The organism is Moritella sp. 28, from assembly GCF_018219435.1.
Lineage (GTDB): Bacteria > Pseudomonadota > Gammaproteobacteria > Enterobacterales > Moritellaceae > Moritella.
On the sequence record NZ_CP056121.1, the window covers coordinates 1 to 22,625 of the forward strand.

Here is a 22,625-nt window from a genome sequence, read left to right on the forward strand (position 1 = left end):
GTGTCCGTTTCTCTTTGGCAGCAGTGCCTTTCGCGCTTACAAAATGAGCTTTCTTCTACTGAATTCAGTATGTGGTTACGCCCACTGAAAGCTGAACTTACCGACAGTACTCTCACCTTGTATGCTCCGAATCGTTTTGTACTTGATTGGGTTCGAGACAAATACCTTAATTCAATTACGGCATTATTCGATGAGTTTTGTGGTGCCGATGCACCTATCTTACGTTTTGATATTGGTGGTAAAGCGACGAAGGTAACACAAACGACTACCAAGGTTGATCGTGTAGTTACTCAAAAAGTGATCTCAAGACCAGCACTGGACCCGTGGGAATCTAGCTCGCCACAGCAGCCGACAATTAATCACCGTAGCAATGTGAATTTAACGTATACGTTCGACAACTTTGTTGAAGGTAAGTCAAACCAATTAGCACGTGCAGCTGCACAGCAGGTAGCGAGTAATCCGGGTGGTGCTTATAACCCGTTATTTCTATACGGTGGCACAGGTTTAGGTAAAACGCATTTATTACACGCAGTTGGTAATGGTATTAAAGCGCAAAAACCTAATGCCAAAGTGATCTATATGCACTCTGAGCGTTTTGTTCAGGACATGGTTAAAGCATTACAGAACAATGCCATTGAAGCGTTCAAAAATTATTACCGCAGTGTTGATGCATTATTGATTGATGACATTCAATTTTTTGCTAAGAAAGAACGTTCACAAGAAGAATTTTTTCATACTTTTAATGCCTTACTTGAAGGTAACCAACAGATTATTTTAACTTCCGATCGTTATCCAAAAGAGATTGATGGTGTTGAAGATAGATTGAAATCTCGTTTTGGTTGGGGTTTAACTATTGCCATTGAACCACCAGAATTGGAAACTCGTGTTGCCATCTTAATGCGTAAAGCGGTTGAAAGTAACATTCATTTACCCGATGAAGTAGCGTTCTTTATTGCCAAACGTTTACGTTCGAATGTACGTGAGCTGGAAGGGGCATTGAATCGAGTTATCGCGAATGCTAACTTTACGGGTCGTGCTATTAATATTGACTTTGTCCGAGAGGCATTACGTGATTTATTAGCACTGCAAGAAAAACTGGTGACCATTGATAATATTCAAAAGACAGTTGCAGAATATTATAAGATTAAAATCGCCGATTTGTTGTCGAAGCGTCGTAGTCGTTCTGTTGCCAGACCACGTCAAGTCGCGATGGCATTAGCCAAAGAATTAACCAATCACAGCTTACCGGAAATTGGTGATGCGTTTGGTGGCCGTGACCATACCACTGTATTACATGCTTGTCGTAAAATAGTGCAACTGAAAGAAGAAAATCACGATATTAAAGAAGATTATTCGAATTTGATCAGAACACTATCGTCGTAAAAAAGGTTATATTAAATGCAGTTTACAATTAATCGCGAAGCATTATTACGACCGCTACAGTTGGTATCGGGTGCCTTGGGTAACCGTCCAACTTTACCGATCTTAGGTAATGTATTACTTGATGCCAAAGATGGTAAATTATCGTTAACGGGTACTGATCTGGAAGTCGAGTTAATTGGTCAAGTTAGTCTTGAAGGTGAGTTCAGTGAAGGCCGTACTACCGTGCCTGCGAAAAAATTCCTCGATATATGTCGAGGGTTACCTGATGGTGCACAAATTCAAGTCAATTATGCGAATGATCGTATTGTGGTGAAATCAGGACGTAGCCGTTTTTCTTTATCAACGTTACCTGCAACAGAATTTCCAAATATTGAAGATTGGGATAACGATATTGAATTTGAACTGCTGCAAGGTTCATTACGTCGATTGATTGATAATACCCAGTTCTCAATGGCAAGTCAGGATGTACGTTATTATCTTAACGGTATGTTATTTGAAACTGAAGGTAATGTGCTACGAACTGTCGCCACCGATGGCCACCGCCTAGCTGTCGCAAGTTGTCAGCATGATGCTAATCTCGCGCAGCAGCAAGTTATCGTACCGCGTAAAGGTGTACTTGAATTAGTGCGCTTGTTAGACAGTGAAGAAGACATGGTTAAGATTCAGTTAGGGAGTAATAACATTCGTGCTATCACCGGCGGTTTTGTTTTTACTTGTAAATTGGTTGATGGTCGTTTTCCTGATTACCGTCGGGTATTACCAAAAAATGCCGATAAGATGTTAATATCTGGTCGTGAAGAATTGAAACAAGCCTTCTCACGTGCCGCTATTTTATCGAATGAAAAATTCCGTGGTGTGCGTCTGAATATGAACCAAGGTCTACTTAAGATTACGGCCAATAACCCAGAGCAAGAAGAAGCTGAAGAGTTACTTGATGTTGAGTTTGGCTACGATGAGTTAGAGATTAGCTTCAACGTAAGTTATGTATTAGACGTATTAAACACGCTTAAATGTGACAAAGTTAAAATGTCATTACTAGATGCTAACAGCAGTGCCTTGATTGAAGATGAACAATCTGATCAAGCATTGTATGTTGTTATGCCAATGCGGTTATAAGTTTAGATGGGACTGGTTAAGCTAAATATCACCGATTTTAGAAATATTAAACAAGTATCCATGCAACCGGGTGTGGGTGTTAATATTATTCTCGGCGAGAATGGCAGTGGTAAATCAAGTGTACTTGAAGCGATTCATTACTTGGGGTTAGGGCGTTCTTTTCGAACTCACTTAACCAGTCGCGTTGTAAAACATGGTGAGAAGGATTTCATTTTATTTTCGCAATGTCAGCAGCGATTAAACGATGAGCAGATCACTACTATCGGGTTAAAGAAATCAAAAAACAGTGATACAGAATTAAAAATTGCCGGACAAAAAGCAGAACGGTTGGCTGAATTACCCGGCATATTACCATTACAATTAATTCATCCTGAAAGTTTTACCTTACTTTCAAGTGGTCCTAAATTACGTCGACAATTTGTTGATTGGGGCGTGTTCCACGTGGAACCTGAATTTTTTGCGACATGGGCAAAGTTGACGCGATTATTAAAACAGCGTAATGCTATTTTAAAATCGGGCAAGCGTTATGCTGAGCTAGCATATTGGGATAAGGAGTTTGCAGTTCAAGGGACTATTATTGCGCAGATGCGCAGTCGTTATCTTGAACAGCTTAATCCGATAATTAAATCTGCCTTGGCAGACTTCTTACCCGAGTATGAATTTGATATTCGCTATTATCAAGGATGGGATAGTGGTATCGAGTTAGCTGAATTATTAAAACAAAATTTTATGCGTGATCAACAGTTAGGTTACACTAGCTTAGGTCCGCAAAAAGCGGATATCCGAATTAGAGCGAACGGAGTACCGGCACACGATATTTTATCAAGAGGTCAACTTAAATTGGCTGTGTGCGCAATGCGATTAAGTCAGGGACTTTTTTTAAGTCAGCATAGCAATAAGCGATGCACTTTTTTAATCGATGACTTTTCCTCAGAGCTTGATGACAGTAAACGGAAGTTGCTGGCGCAGTATCTGATTGAGAGTAAGGCTCAAGTATTTGTTACGGCTATTGAGAAAAGTCAGGTAACAGCTCTTTTAACAGAAAGCTGTAAAATGTTTCACGTGGAACATGGCAAATTAATTGAATTTTAAATATAAAGGCGCGAGAGCTAACTATGTCTGAAAATAATTACGACTCTTCAAGTATTAAAGTACTGAAAGGCTTGGACGCGGTGCGTAAGCGCCCCGGTATGTATATTGGTGATACTGATGATGGTTCAGGTTTGCACCACATGGTATTTGAGGTTGTAGATAACTCTATCGATGAAGCATTAGCGGGTCATTGTACTGATGTTGTAGTAACGATACACGAAGATGGTTCTGTATCTGTTAGTGATGACGGTCGTGGTATTCCGGTTGATATTCATGAAGAAGAGGGTGTTTCTGCTGCCGAAGTTATTTTAACGGTACTGCATGCCGGTGGTAAATTCGATGATAATTCATATAAAGTATCTGGTGGTTTACACGGTGTAGGTGTTTCTGTTGTAAATGCATTATCAGAAAAATTAGAATTAACCATTCATCGCCACGGTCATATCCATCAGCAAATTTATCGACATGGTGAACCACAAGCGCCGATCGCTGTGATTGGTGATATTGATACAACGGGTACTGAATTACGCTTTTGGCCTAGTCATGAGACTTTCACCAATACATTATTTCATTATGATATTTTAGCAAAACGTTTACGTGAGTTATCTTTCCTAAATTCAGGTGTTTCAATTAAATTAATTGATGAACGTGAAGACGGAAAATCGGATCATTTCGTTTATGAAGGTGGTATCAAGGCATTTGTTGATTACTTAAACGTTAACAAAACACCAATCAACAAAGACGCATTTCACTTCTCTGTTGAACGTGAAGATGGAATTACTGTTGAAGTTGCTATGCAGTGGAACGATGGTTTCCAAGAAGGTATTTATTGCTTTACTAATAATATTCCACAACGCGATGGTGGTACTCACCTTGCAGGTTTCCGTGGTGCATTAACGCGTACGTTAAACAACTACATGGAAAAAGAAGGCTTCTTGAAAAAAGCCAAGTCGTCGACTGCTACTGGTGATGATGCCCGTGAAGGTCTAACTGCTGTTATTTCTGTGAAGGTACCTGATCCTAAGTTCTCTTCACAAACTAAAGATAAATTAGTGTCTTCAGAAGTTAAATCTGCTGTAGAACAAGCTATGGGTGAAAAGCTAGCTGAATACTTGCTAGAGAATCCGAAAGAAGCATCAACGGTTGTGACTAAAATTATCGATGCATCACGTGCGCGTGAAGCTGCACGTAAAGCACGTGAAATGACACGTCGTAAAGGTGCGTTAGATTTAGCTGGTCTGCCTGGTAAACTTGCGGATTGTCAGGAAAAAGATCCTGCACTTTCTGAACTTTATATTGTGGAAGGTGACTCTGCTGGCGGTTCAGCCAAGCAGGGGCGTAATCGTAAAAACCAAGCAATTCTACCGTTGAAAGGTAAGATCTTAAACGTAGAAAAAGCACGTTTTGATAAAATGTTATCATCACAAGAAGTTGCAACATTAATTACTGCAATGGGTTGTGGTATTGGCCGTGATGAATATAACCCGGATAAAACGCGTTATCATCAAATCATTATCATGACCGATGCCGACGTCGATGGTTCACATATCCGTACGTTATTGCTGACTTTTTTCTTCCGTCAAATGCCAGAGCTTATTGAGCGTGGTTACATTTATATTGCACAACCACCGCTTTATAAAATGAAAAAAGGTAAACAAGAACGCTATATCAAAGATGATGCAGACTTAACACAATACCTAACGACAATTGCACTCGACGGTGCTGGTCTATTTGTTAACTCTGATGCACCTGCAATTCAAGGCGCAGCGTTAGAAGAATTAGTGAATGGCTACCGTAAAATTGAACGTTTGATGGCTAAATTAAACCGTAGCTTACCAAAAGTGTTCACTAACGAAATGATCTATCAATCAGTATTAACAGCTGAGATGTTAACTGATGAAGCGTCAACAACGGTATGGGCTGAAGCATTGGTGGCAACACTGACAGCGAAAGAGGTGACTGGTACTTTATATTCTGTACGTGTTGTACAAGATGAAGAAAGCCAATTATTCTATCCTGTGTTTTCTGTTCGTCAGCATGGTCTAGATACTGATTATGACTTTACGCCCGGCTTCTTTAACTCAAAAGAGTACGCAACAATTACTGGTTTAGGTATCGCGAATTTGCTTGAAGAAGGCGCTTATATTAAGCGTGGAGAGAAGAGCCGTGAAGTAACGGATTTTGTTGAAGCGCTAAACTGGTTAATGGCTGAATCAAAACGTGGTAGCTACATCCAACGTTATAAAGGTCTAGGTGAAATGAATCCTAGTCAGTTATGGGAAACAACTATGGATCCTGAAACGCGTCGTATGTTGCAAGTGCGTATTGAAGATGCTGTTGCAGCCGATCAATTATTCACAACCTTAATGGGTGATCATGTTGAACCGCGTCGTGAATTTATCGAAGAAAATGCATTAAAAGTAGCTAACTTAGATTTCTAATCTCGCTATATTGAATGTATTAAAAAGGAGCCTAGTGGCTCCTTTTTTGTATCTGTTGATTTTTTATTTAATAATTCAGATAAGTACAGTAACCGTTTACTGCAAACTTATTCTATAAGATTAAGCGGTTGCTGTACTTATTACTACCATTTCAGCGTAAGCTTTTTGTACTTCTTCGGCAATTATCTTGATCCCTCGTTGTACTGCCTCATCTGGCTGCGAATAGTTCATGCGGATACATTCATCGGTATGACGCCATTCTTCATCGAGACCAGGAAAGAAATGATGACCCGATACAATGAGAACTCCACGTGTTTTTAAGCGCTCATACAGTTCTTGGCTGCTGATAGGCAGGTCTTTGAACCATAACCATAAGAAGATTGCGCCTTCCGGTTTATGAATTCGGAATCGTTCATCGGTAATACTGTCTTGTAACCAAGTCACGGCTTGCTGTGCTTTGGCATAATAGTAAGGCTTGATCACATTCTCACTTAAGCTAATGATGTCACCAGACTCTACAAGGTTTTGTGCCAGCATTGGCCCTAAGCTACCAGGTGCTAAGTTAATAATACCGCTTAAGTTCGAGATTGCGGAAATGACTTCTTCATTACCAATCACGATACCGCAACGGGTGCCGGGTAAGCCGAGTTTTGAAAGACTCATACATAAGATGGTATTGTCGTTGTAAATAGGTTCTACTGGTTCAAATATAATATTTGGAAACGGTGTACCATAAGCGTTATCTATCAGTAGGGGGATATTATGCTGTTTGGCCAGTGCATCAAGACGTTGCATTTCTTCATCGGTTAATACATTACCGGTTGGATTAGTTGGGCGCGATACACAGATTAAACCAATATCATCGGTAATATGGAGGTTGTCAAAATCAACATGGTATTTAAATAAACCACCATCGAGTAATTCAATCTTAGGCTTCACCGTCTCAAAAAAGTCATCGCTTAGTGCTGTGTCTGTATAACCTATGTATTCCGGAGCTAATGGAAACAATACCTTTTTTTTCTTATTACCGGAAAAATCACCTGCGAATAAGTTGAATAGGTAGAAGAAGGCATTTTGGCTGCCATTAGTTAGGGCTATATTTTTATCGGTTAATTCCCAGCCGTAGGTTTTATTTAATAATGTAGCAAGTGCTGTGGTGAAACTGTTCTTTCCTTGTGGACCATCGTAGTTAGACATTGCTGCAACTAGATCACCACTGCTTAATAATTGTTGTGCTTCACTGTTAAAGCGCCTCAGCATCTCAGGGATTTGAGCAGGGTTACCACCTCCGAGCATGATGACATCATCACCGCTGCGAATACCTTCATTTAGATCATGCATTAGCTGCGTGATCCCCGAGAATTGAGTAAATCTTTGACCAAACAATGAGAATTCCATATCAGCACTTCTTGTAATTATTTAAAGGGTAAACAACCAACATAGCTGAACTTGACACGGTTGTCGATAGTACGAGAGATGCAAATTTATTTTTCTTACTGGGAATGTTTCACGTGAAAGAAAAGGGTTTTAATACAATCGACATTGGCAATGTTCCACGTGGAACATCATTTAAAAAAGGCTGTGCTTATAGCCAAAAGTACTGAATATCAAAGCTGTAATAATAAAAAAAACACTCTACTCATTATGTATTTATTGTCCGCGACAGATAAGGTAAGGTTGAACTCCAAGATTAAAATAATAGCCTTTAAAGAGGCAGGAAGAGCTTATTCCTATGCAAAGAAATTTGTTATCAGAACGTATTGAAACACTAATAGATCATCTTTCTTATGGTATTTATGAACGTAGAGATGCCATAAGATTATGTTTATTAGCCGCCTTAAGTGGTGAAAGTGTGTTTTTATTAGGGCCGCCGGGTATTGCTAAAAGTTTGATTGCGAAACGTATGATTGAAATTTTTGAAGATGAAAGTTACTTCGAATATTTAATGACGCGATTTTCAACACCTGAAGAGATCTTTGGCCCACTATCAATTAAGGCGCTGAAGGATGAAGGTAAATATGTACGTTTAACTAAAGGTTATTTACCAGAAGCTGAAGTGGTGTTTCTTGATGAAATTTGGAAAGCGGGACCTGCGATCTTAAATACCTTATTAACCGTAATTAATGAGCGTACCTTCCATAATGGTATTGAACATCAAAAAGTACCTATGCGGGTTATTGTTTCGGCATCAAATGAATTACCGAGTGCTGATTCAGGCTTGGAAGCCTTGTATGATCGTATGTTACTACGTCTATATTTAGAGCCTATTCAAGATAAGCGTAATTTCAAAGCGATGTTGATTCAGAAACCATTACGCCAAACAAACGATAAGATCGTAAAAGTGAGTAATGATGAGTTCGAACTTTGGCAAAACGAGATTAATCAAGTACGTCTCAGTGAGCATTGTTTTGAGATAATTTACGAGCTTAAGTTATTTTTAGAGCAACGTAATACCAGTGGTGAGATGATTGTTGAACCCGTTTATGTCTCTGATCGTCGTTGGAAAAAATCAATGCGTCTGTTACAAGCCTGTGCTTATTTTAATGGTCGTGATGAAGTAACAGAAACCGATTTATTTATTCTTAAAGATTGTATTTGGCATGACCTGGAATCGCGAGATGTCATTATCGAAGCCACTCACCAATTTGCCAGTAAACGTTTCTGTGACCAAGATGAAGTGAATTCTGCGTTAGCGAGTATCAAGAATCGATTGATTAAACTTGATGCTGAGTTTATTGATCGCTTTGCAACTCGTTTGATCTCTGATGTGCTATTAACCAAATTACGCTATAAGTTAGATCGTGAATTTGTGCGCAAGTCGAGTCTGAATGGTATTCCGGGTTTATGTAAGATTGCATTATTGGGTGAGTACGATGTATTAGAGCAGGGCTCACAAGAAACCGCAAAGTGGGTACATGTTGGTTTGGATGATTTCCAAAAACAGATAAGAACAGGCTCTTGTTTAGTAAAAGGCTATGTGAATGATCACCGTAACGATGTTTGGTTAAACTTTTCTGTCGATGCTAATCAGCATTTACAAGTCCAAAACTTTGCCAATAAGAGTATTCCGGTTGCTGTTATAGTTTCGGATGTTAAGCTTAATATTGATGAAAACTGGTTACAACCTCTAGCTGAGATAGATAAAGAGATCACGTTGATAGCGGATAAGTTGAAGAAAAGCCAGCGAGAGTTTAGCTTAACGAACCATAATATTTTTGTCAGTGATGACTTTATGGATGATGTTGCAACCAGTCTTGGTTCATTATCATTAGAGCTGAATAATTTAGTGCAGCATAAAGCGTCGCTATTAGATCGTTTGAATGCCATTGCACGTTTGTTTGAACAAGGCTAATAGGCATGGCTAAGTCTTATAATCAAAACCCAGCTATTCGACAATTAGTTGATGATGCTCTGTTAGATATTACTGCTAATAATCGGGTAACCAGTGAGATTAAACTGGCTTACATCAGCGATTGGAAGCATCAGGTCACGGCCTTATTAGCGGATATGCCATTACCTGCTGGTTTGAGCAATGAGGTCCATTTGTGCGAGACGGCAAGATTATTGAGTCCGAGTGACTTTAGAAATAAAGTTGAAGGTATTCTGAGTAAGATAAAAGCCGACTCGTCATTTTATCAAACTGGATTAACTATCTATCAGCAAAATAGAAATATGCAGGATGATGTGTTCTTTGCCGTTTTTTTAGATAGCTGGCAGCAAGTAATTGAGTTAATGATGTATCAAGAACAAAACCGTTTAATCGAAGAAAAGCGGGAACAGTTATTGATCGAATTAGCCGAGCGTGAAGAAACTATTGAACAATTAGAAGGTGTGCTCGACAGTGATTTATTGTGCAATGGTGAACGTCTATGGGATCTGGCTAAAGGTAAGTTGACCCATTTAGATACCAAGTTGCTGCAACGTTATGCTGCTAATTTACGTAAGAACAAAGAAGTTAAACAAATTGCCTCTGAGCTCGGACGTATGGCGCTTGCACACATTAATCCGGAAGAAACACCTAACAGTTATGAAACCTGGGTATTGGATAATAGCTATCAAGATAATGTTCCAGATGATATGCAAGGCGTTACCTACAGTGATGAAATCTCACGGATGCTGCAAACCGAAGCGGTTAACTTAACGTTTCCTGAGTTAGAGATCATCTTTTATAAACGCTATGTAGAGCGCCACTTATTGACTTATCAGTATCAAGGCGCGCTGCAACAGTATAAAAAAATAACCCAGTATCGTGATATTACCGATGCTGATGAGCAAATAGGCGGGCCTTTTATTATCTGTGTTGATAGCTCAACATCGATGCAAGGCTTTCCTGAACTGACTGCCAAATCGATTTGTTATGCTTTGCTACAAGTTGCATTTGAGCAACGACGTCAATGTTACTTGATGATGTTTTCTAATGAAGTGATCACCTTTCCAGTAACGCAAAGTACCAGCTTATCGACGATGCTAACTTTCTTGTCATCAAGCTTTCGTGGTGGTACAGACCTGCAACCTGTAATCGAAAAGTCACTTGAATTGATGAGTTCGGCACAATATAAAAATGCGGATACTTTAGTTATTTCTGATTTTATAGCACAGAAGTTACCAACGTATTTGGCAGATAAAGTACGTGCAATTAAAGCACAGAAAAATCGTTATCATGCTATTTCATTATCACCGCAAGGTAATCCTGAGTTGATGAAAATATTTGATCACGTTTGGCGTTATTCAGCGGGTTTAACAGGGCGGTTGAAGAAAGTAAAATAGCCGATGTTCCACGTGGAACATGTTCGATATTATTTGTGATTTTGTTACCTGTTACAATATTTATTTTGATCTTGTCATCGAGATAATAAAAAAGCCAGCATCATAGATACTGGCTTTTTTTATTGCGATTACAAATTCTAATTAAGGTTTACTTCTGTAATACAGAAATATCCGCTACATTTAAAAATTGGTTACGCAGTGTATTTAGTAATGTTAGGCGGTTAATTTTAAGTGCTTCATCATCAGCCATTACCATTACGTTGTCGAAGAATGTATCTACAACTTCACGTAGTTCGGATAACTCTGTTAATGCTTGTTGGTAATCACCGGCTGCAAATAATGGCGCAAGTAATTCCACTTTAGCATCAACTGCAGAAGCCAATGCTTTTTCAGCATCTTCTTGAAGCAGTGATGTATCAACCGCTGAGTTTAGTTCACCTTCAAACTTAGCTAGGATATTACCAACACGTTTGTTCGCTGCTGCTAATGTTGCAGAAGCATCTAAACCACGGAAGTGATTCACAGCTTTAACACGCTTATCAAAATCAGCTGGCTGCGTTGGACGACGAGCAAGTACTGCTTGGATAACATCAACGCTGATACCAGCATCTTTGTACCATGCAGGGAAACGACCAAGTACGAATGCAACAACATCTGTTGATACGTTTTCGTTTGATAGCTTGTCACCAAATAGTGCTTTTGCAGTATCAACTAAATCAATAAGATCTAAAGACAGGTCTTTTTCGATAATGATACGTAGTGTACCAATCGCAGCACGACGAAGTGCGAACGGATCTTTATCACCTTTAGGGATTTGACCAATACCGAAGATACCAACTAATGTATCTAGTTTGTCAGCAAGAGCTACTGAACAAGCAACAAGCGATTCAGGTAAACGGTCACCGGCATAACGAGGCATATACTGCTCGTTAAGTGCTATTGCCACTTCTTCTGCTTCACCGTCGTTGCGGGCATAATGCATGCCCATAACACCTTGTACGTCAGGGAATTCTACAACCATGTCTGACATTAAGTCTGCTTTAGCCAATAGACCTGCGCGTTGTGCGTGCTCAGTATTTGCAGAAATTTTACCAGCAATAGCCGCTGCTAAATCTGCAATGCGTTGTGATTTCTCTTTTAACGTACCCAGTTGTTTTTGGAATAAAACAGTTTCTAGATCAGCAAGACGACTTTCTAAAGTACGCTTCTTATCAGTGTTAAAGAAGAATTCTGCATCTGCTAGGCGAGGGCGTACAACTTTTTCGTTACCTTCAATTACTTGTCTAACATCTTTACTGATGATGTTTGACACAAAGATAAACTTAGGTAAAAGGTCACCACCTTTACTTAGCATTGGGAAGTACTTTTGGTTGTCTTTCATCGTATAGATCAAAGCTTCCGCTGGTACGTCTAGGTAACGTTCTTCAAAGTTACCTACTAATGTTACTGGCCATTCTACTAGTGATGTTACTTCTTCAAGTAGGTCCTCTTCGATTTCAGCAACACCGCCATGTTCTTCTGCTACAGCCATCACTTGTTTACGGATAACATCTTTACGACGTTCGTAATCAACCATTACCATGCCGTGATCTTCAAGTAGATCCACATAGTTGTCAGCGTGCGGTAATTCGAAATCTCCTTTACCTAGGAAACGGTGACCACGAATAGTTCGTGCCGCTTTAATACCTAAGATTTCGCCTTCAAGGGCTTCTGCACCAAATAACATCGTAATTGTATGTACTGGACGAATGAATTGAATTGGGCTAGAACCCCAACGCATCGGCTTGCTAACAGGTAGCTTAGCCAAAGACGTCGCAACCATGTCGGCTACAAGAGCTTGTGTTGGTTGGCCTTTGACTTCTGATTTATGAAGTAGCCATTCGCCTTTGTCTGTTTTAATTCGACCAGCTTGCTCAACAGTAATACCATTACCGCGTGCCCAACCTTGAGCCGCTTTCGTTGCATTTCCGTCGGCATCAAATGCAACAGAAATCGCAGGACCGCGTTTTTCAATTACTTTGTCAGCTTGAGAGTCTGCAAGCGCTGTTACTGTTAATGCTAAACGACGTGGTGCTGCCATCCAGTTAACGTCAGCAAATTCTAAACCTGATTTGTCTAGCTCAGCTTGGAAGTTTGCCGCAAATGCTTCTGCTAATGTGCGTAACGATTTTGGTGGTAATTCTTCAGTACCAATCTCGATTAATAAATTTTCAGTTGCCATGCTACTTCCTATTTGTCTTTTTTACATAGCGGGAAGCCTAGCGCTTCACGAGATGCGTAATACGCTTCAGCAACACCTTTAGAAAGGGTACGGATACGTAAAATATAGCGTTGACGCTCAGTCACAGAGATTGCATGACGTGCATCTAGCATATTAAATGCGTGGCCAGCATCAAGAATACGTTCGTATGCTGGTAGCGGTAGTGGCACTTCTAAATCCAATAGCTTTTGCGCTTCTTTTTCACTTTCATCAAAGAGAGTAAATAGGAAATCAACATTTGCATGCTCGAAGTTGTAAGTAGACTGCTCAACTTCATTTTGGTGGAAAATATCACCATACTTAACAGTGCCTAGAGGACCGTCTGTCCACACTAAGTCATATACGCTGTCTACTTCTTGGATGTACATAGCAAGACGTTCAAGACCGTAAGTCATTTCGCCTGTAACTGGTTTACATTCAAGACCACCAACTGCTTGGAAGTATGTAAACTGCGATACTTCCATACCGTTTAGCCAGATTTCCCAACCTAGACCCCAGGCACCCAATGTTGGGTTTTCCCAGTTGTCTTCAACGAAGCGGATGTCGTGAACCAATGGATCAAGACCAACTTCTTTCAGCGAGTCCAAGTATAATTCTTGGATATTAGCTGGTGATGGTTTGAGCACTACTTGAAACTGGTAGTAGTGTTGTAAACGGTTTGGATTTTCACCATAACGGCCATCAGTTGGACGACGCGATGGTTGAACGTAAGCATAAGCCATTGGCTCTGGACCTAATGAGCGTAAAAACGTCATTGGGTGAGAGGTGCCGGCACCTACTTCCATATCGAATGGTTGTACAATCGCACAACCTTGACGAGCCCAGTAATCCTGCAGTGCTAGGATCAGCCCTTGAAAGGTTTTAACATTATATTTTGACATGATATCTGCACAATAAAGCAAAGAAATAATCATTAAAGTATACCTGCTGCGCAGATATGAATATAGGATAAATTACAATATTTCGTATTGTTAGTGTGGTTTTTTCAGGTATTCGAGCTAGGTTAGCAAGGGTTCGGTAGAAAATCTGGCTAGGGATAGAGGGCTCGCGAATATGCAGTGTTGATATTCGCGTATATTGAGTGACTAATTTACACCTTTTTTGATCAGGTATTGATACGGTAGGTGCTCTGTCTGGCTAGCCACTAGGGTGTGATCCATAAACTGGCAGAAACTTGGGATATCACGTACTGTCGCGGGGTCGTCTGCAAGTATCAATAACGTTTGACCATCCTCTAGTTTTCTCACTGTTTTTCTTACCATCATTACAGGTTCTGGACAGCGTAAACCGAGGGCATCTAGTTCATGTTCTGGATCGGAAAATAATGGGTTCATCAGGCTTTCTCTATGTGGTCAATATACGTTAATAGACTAATATTAGTGAGTGATCGTAATTACATATTGGTAAATCACCAATATGTTGTTAAATTGTTAATGAACGCGAGACATCATTTTGCGCTCTTAAGTAACCATCAACAAGGAGTGTGTATGTTACTACAAGCCAGTGGCAGACTAAAAGTATATTCTTCAATCGCTTTTTTTGCTTTATTAATCATGCTTATGGAAGTTCCTATTGCTGATACCGGTACGTGGCTAGGGGTGCTGAGTATTGTTGGGATAGCAGTTTGGGTGGAATTAAGTGATTATTTTGTTGAAGAAGATAAAGCCAAACACGACGATGATAAAGAATAAATTCACAGAGGGCGATCGCCCTCTGTCTTGTTATCTAACTCGTAATTTCCCACCTTGTAATGGTAAAACTGTGATTGTTATCTAAGCTTAACTCTACTACCTGTTTATTGGAGTTTATGATGAAAGGCAACAGTAAGGTTATCGCGACCCTTAATGGGTTATTACACAATGAATTAGCAGCAATTGATCAATATTTCACTCACTCTCGAATGTATCAGGATTGGGGATTAGAAAAATTATATGAACGGATCAGCCATGAAATGGAAGAAGAAATTACGCATGCTGATGCGCTCATTAAACGTATTCTATTTCTTGAAGGTCGACCGAATTTAAAAGATCGCCGGGATCTATTAATTGGCAATGATGTTACTAGTATGCTGACTAATGATCTGGTTCTGGAACTGGAGGTTGTTGGCGGATTACGTGCTGGCATTAAAGTGTGCGAGGAGGAAGGTGATTATCAAACCCGAGAAGTATTGTTGCCATTACTGGCTGATACTGAAGAAGATCATGTTTACTGGTTAGAGCAGCAGTTAGGTTTGATTAAAAAAATCAGTTTATCTAATTATATCCAGTCGCACATGGGCTCTTAATTCTTATCGTATTACCACATTCATCGTTCAGGAGGCGATTATGCAAGGAAATACAAATATCATCATGTTATTAAATAAGGCATTAGGTTGTAAGCTGGTTGCGATCAATCAATATTTTTTACATGCCAGAATGTATAAAAATTGGGGGCTAGAGGGCTTGGATAAAGCGGACTACAAACAGTCTATTTTAAAAATGAAGCAGGCTGATAAACTTATTAATCGTATTTTATTTTTGCAGGGGTTACCTAATTTACAGGACTTAGGGCGTTTAGCTATCGGTGAAGAGGCTGCTGAAATGATTCAATTGAATATTGAGCTAGAGTTGAGTATTCGCGTGGTACTACAAACCTTGATTGAAGAGTGTGAAAAAAGCAATGATTTTGTCAGTCGTGATATAGCTACTGAGATCTTAGAAGAAGTTGAAGAACAAATTGACTGGATCGAGAGTCAGCAATATCTGATCGGCCATGAGGGCTTAGACAACTATTTACAATCTCAATGTAGTTAGGCTACCTGTGGCTGTTGTTGTGCTTGCTTGAGTCTAGTTTGGTTTAATACCTTCTTGGCACATTGACAGCACTTGCCACATTGATTACCAATACCAAGCTCAGTACTTAATTCTTTCATTGTTGTTGCACCTTCATCAATGCTTTTTATCAGCTGTTTATCGGTAATACCGCGACAAATACATACGTACATAAATAACCAGTTTGGGCTTGAATTTATGACGATGTTAATATGAATGAGAATGATTATCAAGCCGTCAAACGGCGAAAACTTTGGCTTTCACCATGTCTCGGTATTGTTTTGGAGCCATATCAAAGTGTTGCTGGAATTTTTTTTTGAAATAATATGCATCACGAAAACCAACTTGTTCTGCTACATCGCAGATCGTTAAGCCAAAATCCCGTAATAGCACTTGTGCGGTCTCTAATCTCAGAGTTAACAGAAACTGATTTGGGGTTTGTCCTACTTGTTCTTTGAAGCGGCGATTGAAGGTGCGTAGCGGTAACTGACAAACATCGGCGATCATTTGATTGGTAATGCTATTTGCCATGTTACGTTGCATCCAATCTTGTGCGAGGGCAACCGATTCATCAAATTGTACTTGGCCACCAACTTGGTAGAAAGGCTGTTGTTGAGTACGTGATATTTCATGGGAAAAATGATTTTCAATCACACTCGCGATCTTTTTTCCAAACATGTCGTTAATTAAAAACAGCATCATTTCCGATTGTGAGTTAATACTACCAGCACAATATAAGCCATTCGCGGCAGTTATGGAGGCTTGACGATTGAGTTTTACTTGTGGGTACTGTTGACTAAATTGATCGTAAAAATACCAGTGTGTTGTGGCTGGTAATCCATCAAGTAATCCCGCTTCAGCCAACCAACAAACACCTGTGCCAGTAGAGAGTATCTTTGCACCGCTATTATATTGCTGATGTAACCAAGGTAATATTTCTGGGTGTTTAATGATTGAAACTAATGGATTTCCCCACATAGGTGGAAATATGACTAAATCAAACTCTTGCTCACAGGAAAAGGTCAAGTCGGGTTGTAAACGAAGTCCCGCTGTCAGAGGTTTAGCGGTTAAACTACTAGAAATTAATTTTATTTCTAGTGGGTCTTGATGTTGGGTTTTTCTATCGCGCAAGCGTGATGCGCCTGATAACATTTCTGCTGCTAAGGAAATACCAGTAACTAACGCTTTATCATAAAGTACAAACCCAATTTTCATATCAAACTCCAATTCTGTAGCAATCTAAACTTAGTATATCTATTTATTTATTACACTGTGTCCGATCTTTATAGGTAAATAGTCTGTAGTGGCACATTCGTCAGGGTTAATGGCACGGATGAAAGTGTATTGTTAGTATAACTTGCTAGACTATCTAGCAATAGCTGAGATTCGAATTGAGATGTAATAAAATGGCAAAGTTACCGTTAATTGTTGGTTTAGGTGGAATGAATGCAGCTGGACGTAGTTCTGGTTTCCACAGTTATAAGCGTCTAGTGTGTGATGTCCTGAAAGAAGATGTCATGGGCAGTACTTGGCAAGACCTCGCGCAGCGTATGGGATTAGATACTCACGATATTAATACTGACATTATTGCCCAGATTAAAGCGGGTACGTTAGTGCGCCGTACCACTACATTTGTTCCTGAAGCAGTGCCTTTTCAGCGTAAAGCTAAATTAGCGCCAAGTGCAGCGCCAATCACATTTCAATTGAAAAAGTCTAAATTACCACAGACCATTCCAGCTAATTGGTCACTTACCGACGTTGATAATAAAACAGTTGAAGTGACTATAGAAGGTGACTTTGAGGCGTTAATTCATGACACCATTACTTACCCAGTATCAAGTGCCGGTAATATTCCAACGGGCTTTGATTTAGATAAATTATACAATTCACGTTCGCATCCTCGCGGTTTAAAACTAACGGTTTATGGAGCCTCTGATGCGCTTAATTCATTAGGTGTTGATTGGGATGAAATTCTCAAATTAATTAATCCTGATGAAGTATCTGTCTATGCGGGAAGTGCACTCGGTCAAGTCGATGAAAATTCATTTGGTGGTATGCTTTCAGCTTATTTTAAAGGCGGTCGTGTTAGTACCAAAATGATGGCTATGGCACTAGCTGAAATGCCTGCAGATTTCATTAATAGTTATGTGATCAACAGTGCTGGTACTACTGGCACCAACATGGGGGCTTGTGCGAGTTTCTTATATAACTTGCGTCAAGGTATGTTAGACATTCAGTCAGGTAAATCAAAAGTTGCGATAGTGGGTAACGCTGAAGCACCTGTTGAAACAGGGGTTATGGAAGGTTTCCGTGTGATGGGCGCGTTAGCTGAAGATGATCAGTTAAAAGCATTGGATAACAGTGATTTTGTTGATAATCGCCGTGCTTGTCGTCCATTTTCATCCAACGCTGGGTTTACGATGGCTGAATCGGCACAATTTGTGGTGTTGATGGATGATGAACTTGCATTAGAGTTAGGTGTATCTATTTATGGTTCTGTTGCCGATGTGTTTATTAATGCTGATGCCAATAAGAAATCCATTTCAGCGCCAGGAATTGGTAACTATGTGACTGTCGCAAAAGCCACCGCATTAGCGAAAGCAATTTTAGGCGAAGCTGGTTTACAACATACTTTTGTACAGGCGCATGGTACCGGAACACCACAAAACCGCGTGACTGAAAGCCATATTTTGAGTGAAGTCGCGACCAGTTTTAATATTAAAAGCTGGCCTGTGACGGCAATTAAATCTTATGTCGGTCATTCTATGGGCGCGGCTGCAGGTGATCAATTAGTCGCTTCACTCGGTGTATGGCAGCATGGCTGGATCCCTGGGATTAAAACCATTGATCATATTGCCGGTGACGTACATCAGGCCAATTTAAATATCTTAACTGACCACAAGTTTGTTGGTGATAAAGGTCAAGAAATGAAAGCGGTGATCCTGAATGCTAAAGGCTTTGGTGGTAACAATGCCAGTGGTTTGGTGTTATCACCTCAGCAAACATTAACCATGCTCGAAGCTAAATACGGTAAGTCGGTAGTAAGCGCTTATCATGAAAAAAATAATAAGATCCAAAAAACGGCTCAAACTAATGATAACAAGGCTTGCTTTGGCGATGAAAATATCCGTTATGAATTTGGCAATGCGGTGATTGACGAAAGCGGTGTTAATATAACTACTGAAGAAGTGCGTTTACAAGGCTTTGTAAACGCCATCAAGTTAGCTCAAATTAATCCGTACCACGATTATAGCTAATACATTCATGACTCTTGCACGTTACTGCGTGCAGGAGTATCTGAAACGTGATTCATCTCATTAGCCATTATTTGCAACTCTTCAGTAATTTTTGCTATTTGTTTCAGCTTCTGAATTAATAATAGCGTATGTTTATTATCATCATTTTTATAGCGTTTGAGTAATGTCTCAAGCTCACTAATATAAATATTATCGTCATTGATTGGCGACAAAATAGTGTTTTTCGTTTGTGCTAAAGCCCGGGTAATCATTTGCTCCACTAAGCGTAGGTCTTGCTGTAATCTCACATCAATAATCTTATTTCTGTGTACGCCTAATGCAGATAATTCCGATAACATGGCATGGTTACGACGAGATATATCGTAAACATGATTCAGTTTATGCCGTTTATCGTTAGGCTCAACTTGCATGTCTTTCCAAGAGGCGGTCAAGTGGCTATCTGCTACATAGGCTTTACGGCGCGAAACGCGATACGGTAATTCATTGTTTTTCCCTGAGACATATTGATTAATTATCTCGTGAAAGTAAGCCTGATTAGCGGTGAACGCTTCGACCAAGTACTTAGGGAATTGCTTATATTGCCAGTTTGGCAGTACTAACTTAGCCAGTATGTAGGCAATACTACAACCCGTTAAGGTATCTATTATACGCGGAATCGTAACGATATAACCCTGTTGGTAAAGTACGTTAAAGGCCAGTAATACCAGTAATGTTATATAGGTAACCGCGCGACTGTAATTTTTACGTAAATAATAAAAGAACAAAAATGCCGATATTGCCAATAATAACAACTGACTACGTTCTGTCGGGAATAGGTAGAGTAAAATAGCACCGATGATGATACCCATCAACGTACCTGAGATACGCTGTTTTAATTTAAGTCGAGTTGCACTGTAACTGGGCTGAAGTACAAATAATGTCGTCAACACCACCCAATAGCCATGTAGCTCAGAAGCAAAAATAATCCCTATCCCTAATGCGATACCTATAGTTAAGCGAATGGCATGGCGGAACACTGGGCTGGATAAGTGTAATGCGTTAGTGAGTCGTTGCTTTATTGATAATAGCTCACGTGGCGCCATGACTAAGAATTCATGCTGACTTGTGGGCTCGCTATTAATTAATAGCTCATCAGCCTTGCGCAAATTACGAAATAATAATTTTAGCGGACCAAAGAGTGGCCATTCCACAGAATTTTCTAATGTCAGCAATTCTTGTTTTAAAATAGCTAATGACCAAGTCAGGCCATTATCATGATCATAAGCTTGCTTGTATAGCGTTGCATTAGCTCTTTCTTTACAAGCACTGGCCAGTTGTTTTAACACCTGCTCAAACCCGCTGATAATCAAATTGTTATTTAAATTACGCTTTAGTGAATCATAATGAAAATGGCTAGATGTCATTTTTTCATGGAGTTCTTGCGCTTCTTGATAAAGGTGTATCAAGTGCTGAAGTTCATGAGATAGACTTCTATCCATATGATAGTCAATGTTGGTGCGACATGCCGACATTGCATTGACGATATTAATATTCAACGTCGATAAAGTATGGCGAATGGTTTTATGATCATGTTTTTTTTGTGAGAAAAATTTGGCTTTTTCTTGTTGGTATAAACCCAGTGAAAAATAAATGTCAGCTAATTGCTCTCTGATCGGGTTATATAAAGTTACCTTAAGCAGTACTGTCGAGATAATAAAATACCAAGCCGCACCGGCAATAAGAAGTAAAGAATAAGGATTAAATGCGAATTCACTAGTGAGTACCGCTGCGGATTCAGCATCATGGCTTAGTCCTAGCATGGTATAAACTGCAATCATCAAAGTCGCAAAACTGATGGTGACATAGCGTTTACCTAAGGAACCAAGAATGATGATCGCAAAACTAAATAAACAACTGCCAATTAAAAAAAATAAAGGATAAGGGAATAGAAGGCTGACTAATAATGAAGAGACTGCAAAGCAAAGTAACGCCAGTAAACTATTAATAATACGCTGCTTAATACTGTCATCACCTTCTGAAATTACCGCTGCCACAATGCCGAGTACGGCAGTGACTGAAAAGGCCGATAATTCGAGAAAATAGCCTGGGATCAATAAGGTTATTGATGCTAAAAATGCTTTTAGCGCAATAAAAAAATTACTGTTGGCTGTTAAATAAGTCAGCTTTCGCCATTGCTGTTGCATGCGTGATTAGTCCCTTATAAAAATAGCGTTTACGTTGTTCGTGTTTTACTGTGCTGCTTTAATGGCATTGGCGAGTTGTACTACTGCCACTTCATTAGTAATACTTTTATCATAAATAAAACTACTGATTACCCTTGTTATTGCTGACTGTACATAGGTTGTCGTTGCCATTGCCTGAGAAAAGGTCGGCACTAAGGTGTTGTCTCGGGTTGCTTGTTGATAGTCTTGGTATGACTGCTGCGTACAAGCATTAAAACTACCCTTATCAGTGGTATCAATAATCGGTAGTGAACCTTTTTTGGCGTTAAAGTCACGCTGTAATTCCGGTGTTAATATGATACTTGCTAGGGTATTTTGCGCTTGTTTTACTTCTGATGATACACTTTTTAATTTAAAAAAAGCAAAACTATCAATGTTATAGCTAAAGATACCTTCAGTGCCAGGGAAGGGAATACAGCGGATCTTGGTATTTAATTTCTGCTTTTCTTGGAGTAATTTACCTGCTACCCAATCACCCATGATTTGTATTGCTGCTTGGTCTTCAATTAAGAGTTTAGTGGATTGTTCCCAAGTTCTATTTTTGGCATTTACGTCGATGAATAGCGATATAGTACGTAATTTAGCAAAGGCTCGGATCATTTTCGGTGATGCTAATACTTGTGGATTAAGTTCGACAAAAGCCTTTTTATATTGCTCTGCTCCTAAAATGGATAAACTGATCGACTCAAATAAAATTGCATCAGCCCAAGGTTCAGATGTATGAGCTATCGGTAAGTAACCTGCGGCTTCAAGCTGTGGTAATGTAGTGATCAGTTCCGCGAGATCACGAGGAATTGCAATATTTGCTTTGTTAAAAATTGTTTCATTGAACCATAACCAATTAATACGATGAATATTAATCGGTACTGCTACGTAATGCCCTTGGTATTTCATCACTGGCTTAATAAACTCTGGGAGCTTGGCATCCCATTGTTCTTGTTTAGCAATGTCGTCTAATGAGGTTAGAAACCCAAGTTTTGCCCATTCTTGAATATTATGGCCTTTAATTAACGCCGCTGTCGGTGGATTACCTGATACAGCTCGCGAACGTAATACCGTTAAGGCTGTATTACCACCGCCACCTTTAATGGCAAAGTCGAGCCAGGTATTATCGGTTTCTTCGACTTTACTTTGCAGCTCACTGAGCGCATCTAGTTCACCACCAGATGTCCACCAATGTAATACTTCTACTTGGCTTGCTGTTACAGGGGAAGTGAATAAAACACTCAGTAGTATAAAGAGTCGTTGGATGCGATTACTGATGATGGTGCTCATTA

Annotated in this window: 18 protein-coding genes; 10 read left to right on the forward strand and 8 right to left on the reverse strand. The window is 39.7% G+C overall.

Annotated features, from left to right (window positions below; all coding sequences use genetic code 11):
- From dnaA to gyrB, 4 genes are read left to right on the forward strand one after another with little or no spacing between them, the layout of a single operon-like run.
- Nucleotides 1-1,383 (forward strand): chromosomal replication initiator protein DnaA, encoded by a 1,383-nt coding sequence (dnaA, locus tag HWV02_RS00005; RefSeq protein WP_045112335.1) that lies wholly within the window; start codon nt 1-3, stop codon nt 1,381-1,383.
- Nucleotides 1,384-1,398: 15 nt separating this feature from the next.
- On the forward strand, nt 1,399-2,499 hold the full coding sequence (gene dnaN, locus HWV02_RS00010; RefSeq protein ID WP_211677978.1) for a DNA polymerase III subunit beta: 1,101 nt from the start codon (nt 1,399-1,401) through the stop codon (nt 2,497-2,499).
- Nucleotides 2,500-2,505: 6 nt separating this feature from the next.
- Complete coding sequence (gene recF / locus HWV02_RS00015) at nt 2,506-3,591, forward strand: DNA replication/repair protein RecF (protein WP_211689378.1); 1,086 nt, start codon at nt 2,506-2,508, stop codon at nt 3,589-3,591.
- A gap of 23 nt (nt 3,592-3,614) precedes the next feature.
- On the forward strand, nt 3,615-6,032 hold the full coding sequence (gyrB, locus tag HWV02_RS00020) for a DNA topoisomerase (ATP-hydrolyzing) subunit B (protein WP_211677980.1): 2,418 nt from the start codon (nt 3,615-3,617) through the stop codon (nt 6,030-6,032).
- A gap of 120 nt (nt 6,033-6,152) precedes the next feature.
- Here the strand turns inward: gyrB and HWV02_RS00025 are convergent, their stop codons facing one another.
- Nucleotides 6,153-7,430: a valine--pyruvate transaminase gene (locus tag HWV02_RS00025; protein WP_211689380.1), complete on the reverse strand. Its 1,278-nt coding sequence runs from the start codon at nt 7,428-7,430 to the stop codon at nt 6,153-6,155.
- 334 nt (nt 7,431-7,764) lie between these two features.
- On the opposite strand from HWV02_RS00025, the gene HWV02_RS00030 reads away from it, so the two are divergent.
- Together HWV02_RS00030 and HWV02_RS00035 are read left to right on the forward strand one after the other, a co-directional pair.
- On the forward strand, nt 7,765-9,384 hold the full coding sequence (locus HWV02_RS00030; RefSeq protein WP_211689381.1) for an AAA family ATPase: 1,620 nt from the start codon (nt 7,765-7,767) through the stop codon (nt 9,382-9,384).
- 5 nt (nt 9,385-9,389) lie between these two features.
- Nucleotides 9,390-10,799 carry a hypothetical protein gene (locus tag HWV02_RS00035; protein ID WP_211677983.1) on the forward strand — a complete coding sequence of 470 codons (1,410 nt, stop codon included), beginning with the start codon at nt 9,390-9,392 and terminating at the stop codon, nt 10,797-10,799.
- Between the two features lie 148 nt (nt 10,800-10,947).
- On the opposite strand, the gene glyS is transcribed toward HWV02_RS00035, so the two are convergent.
- The 3 genes from glyS to tusA form a co-directional block, all read right to left on the reverse strand.
- A complete protein-coding gene (gene glyS / locus HWV02_RS00040) occupies nt 10,948-13,020 on the reverse strand; it encodes a glycine--tRNA ligase subunit beta (RefSeq protein ID WP_211677984.1) in 2,073 nt (690 codons plus the stop codon).
- 8 nt (nt 13,021-13,028) lie between these two features.
- The gene (gene glyQ / locus HWV02_RS00045; RefSeq protein ID WP_045112710.1) at nt 13,029-13,940 is read right to left on the reverse strand and encodes a glycine--tRNA ligase subunit alpha; all 912 of its coding nucleotides are present in this window, start codon (nt 13,938-13,940) and stop codon (nt 13,029-13,031) included.
- Nucleotides 13,941-14,144: 204 nt separating this feature from the next.
- A complete protein-coding gene (tusA, locus tag HWV02_RS00050; protein WP_211673540.1) occupies nt 14,145-14,393 on the reverse strand; it encodes a sulfurtransferase TusA in 249 nt (82 codons plus the stop codon).
- Nucleotides 14,394-14,546: 153 nt separating this feature from the next.
- Here tusA and HWV02_RS00055 point away from each other — a divergent pair, with 153 nt between their 5' ends.
- The 3 genes from HWV02_RS00055 to bfr (HWV02_RS00065) all read left to right on the forward strand — a co-directional run bounded on the left by HWV02_RS00055 (nt 14,547) and on the right by bfr (HWV02_RS00065) (nt 15,851).
- Complete coding sequence (locus HWV02_RS00055) at nt 14,547-14,750, forward strand: hypothetical protein (RefSeq protein WP_211673541.1); 204 nt, start codon at nt 14,547-14,549, stop codon at nt 14,748-14,750.
- 119 nt (nt 14,751-14,869) lie between these two features.
- Nucleotides 14,870-15,343, forward strand: coding sequence for a bacterioferritin (gene bfr, locus HWV02_RS00060; protein WP_211679924.1), 474 nt, complete (start codon nt 14,870-14,872; stop codon nt 15,341-15,343).
- Nucleotides 15,344-15,383: 40 nt separating this feature from the next.
- Nucleotides 15,384-15,851: a bacterioferritin gene (bfr, locus tag HWV02_RS00065; RefSeq protein ID WP_045112324.1), complete on the forward strand. Its 468-nt coding sequence runs from the start codon at nt 15,384-15,386 to the stop codon at nt 15,849-15,851.
- On the opposite strand, the gene HWV02_RS00070 is transcribed toward bfr (HWV02_RS00065), so the two are convergent.
- Both HWV02_RS00070 and HWV02_RS00075 read right to left on the reverse strand, forming a co-directional pair.
- On the reverse strand, nt 15,848-16,042 hold the full coding sequence (locus HWV02_RS00070) for a (2Fe-2S)-binding protein (protein ID WP_211677985.1): 195 nt from the start codon (nt 16,040-16,042) through the stop codon (nt 15,848-15,850). The two genes, bfr (HWV02_RS00065) and HWV02_RS00070, sit on opposite strands and share 4 nt — an antisense overlap.
- Before the next feature lie 64 nt (nt 16,043-16,106).
- The gene (locus tag HWV02_RS00075; protein WP_211677986.1) at nt 16,107-17,084 is read right to left on the reverse strand and encodes a GlxA family transcriptional regulator; all 978 of its coding nucleotides are present in this window, start codon (nt 17,082-17,084) and stop codon (nt 16,107-16,109) included.
- Between the two features lie 191 nt (nt 17,085-17,275).
- On the opposite strand from HWV02_RS00075, the gene HWV02_RS00080 reads away from it, so the two are divergent.
- On the forward strand, nt 17,276-19,126 hold the full coding sequence (locus HWV02_RS00080; protein ID WP_211677987.1) for a beta-ketoacyl synthase: 1,851 nt from the start codon (nt 17,276-17,278) through the stop codon (nt 19,124-19,126).
- 5 nt (nt 19,127-19,131) lie between these two features.
- On the opposite strand, the gene yccS is transcribed toward HWV02_RS00080, so the two are convergent.
- Both yccS and HWV02_RS00090 read right to left on the reverse strand, forming a co-directional pair.
- Entirely contained in the window at nt 19,132-21,309 is a 2,178-nt protein-coding gene (gene yccS / locus HWV02_RS00085; RefSeq protein ID WP_211689383.1) for a YccS family putative transporter, read from the reverse strand.
- Nucleotides 21,310-21,354: 45 nt separating this feature from the next.
- A complete protein-coding gene (locus HWV02_RS00090) occupies nt 21,355-22,623 on the reverse strand; it encodes an ABC transporter substrate-binding protein (protein WP_211677989.1) in 1,269 nt (422 codons plus the stop codon).
- Nucleotides 22,624-22,625 lie beyond the last annotated feature (2 nt).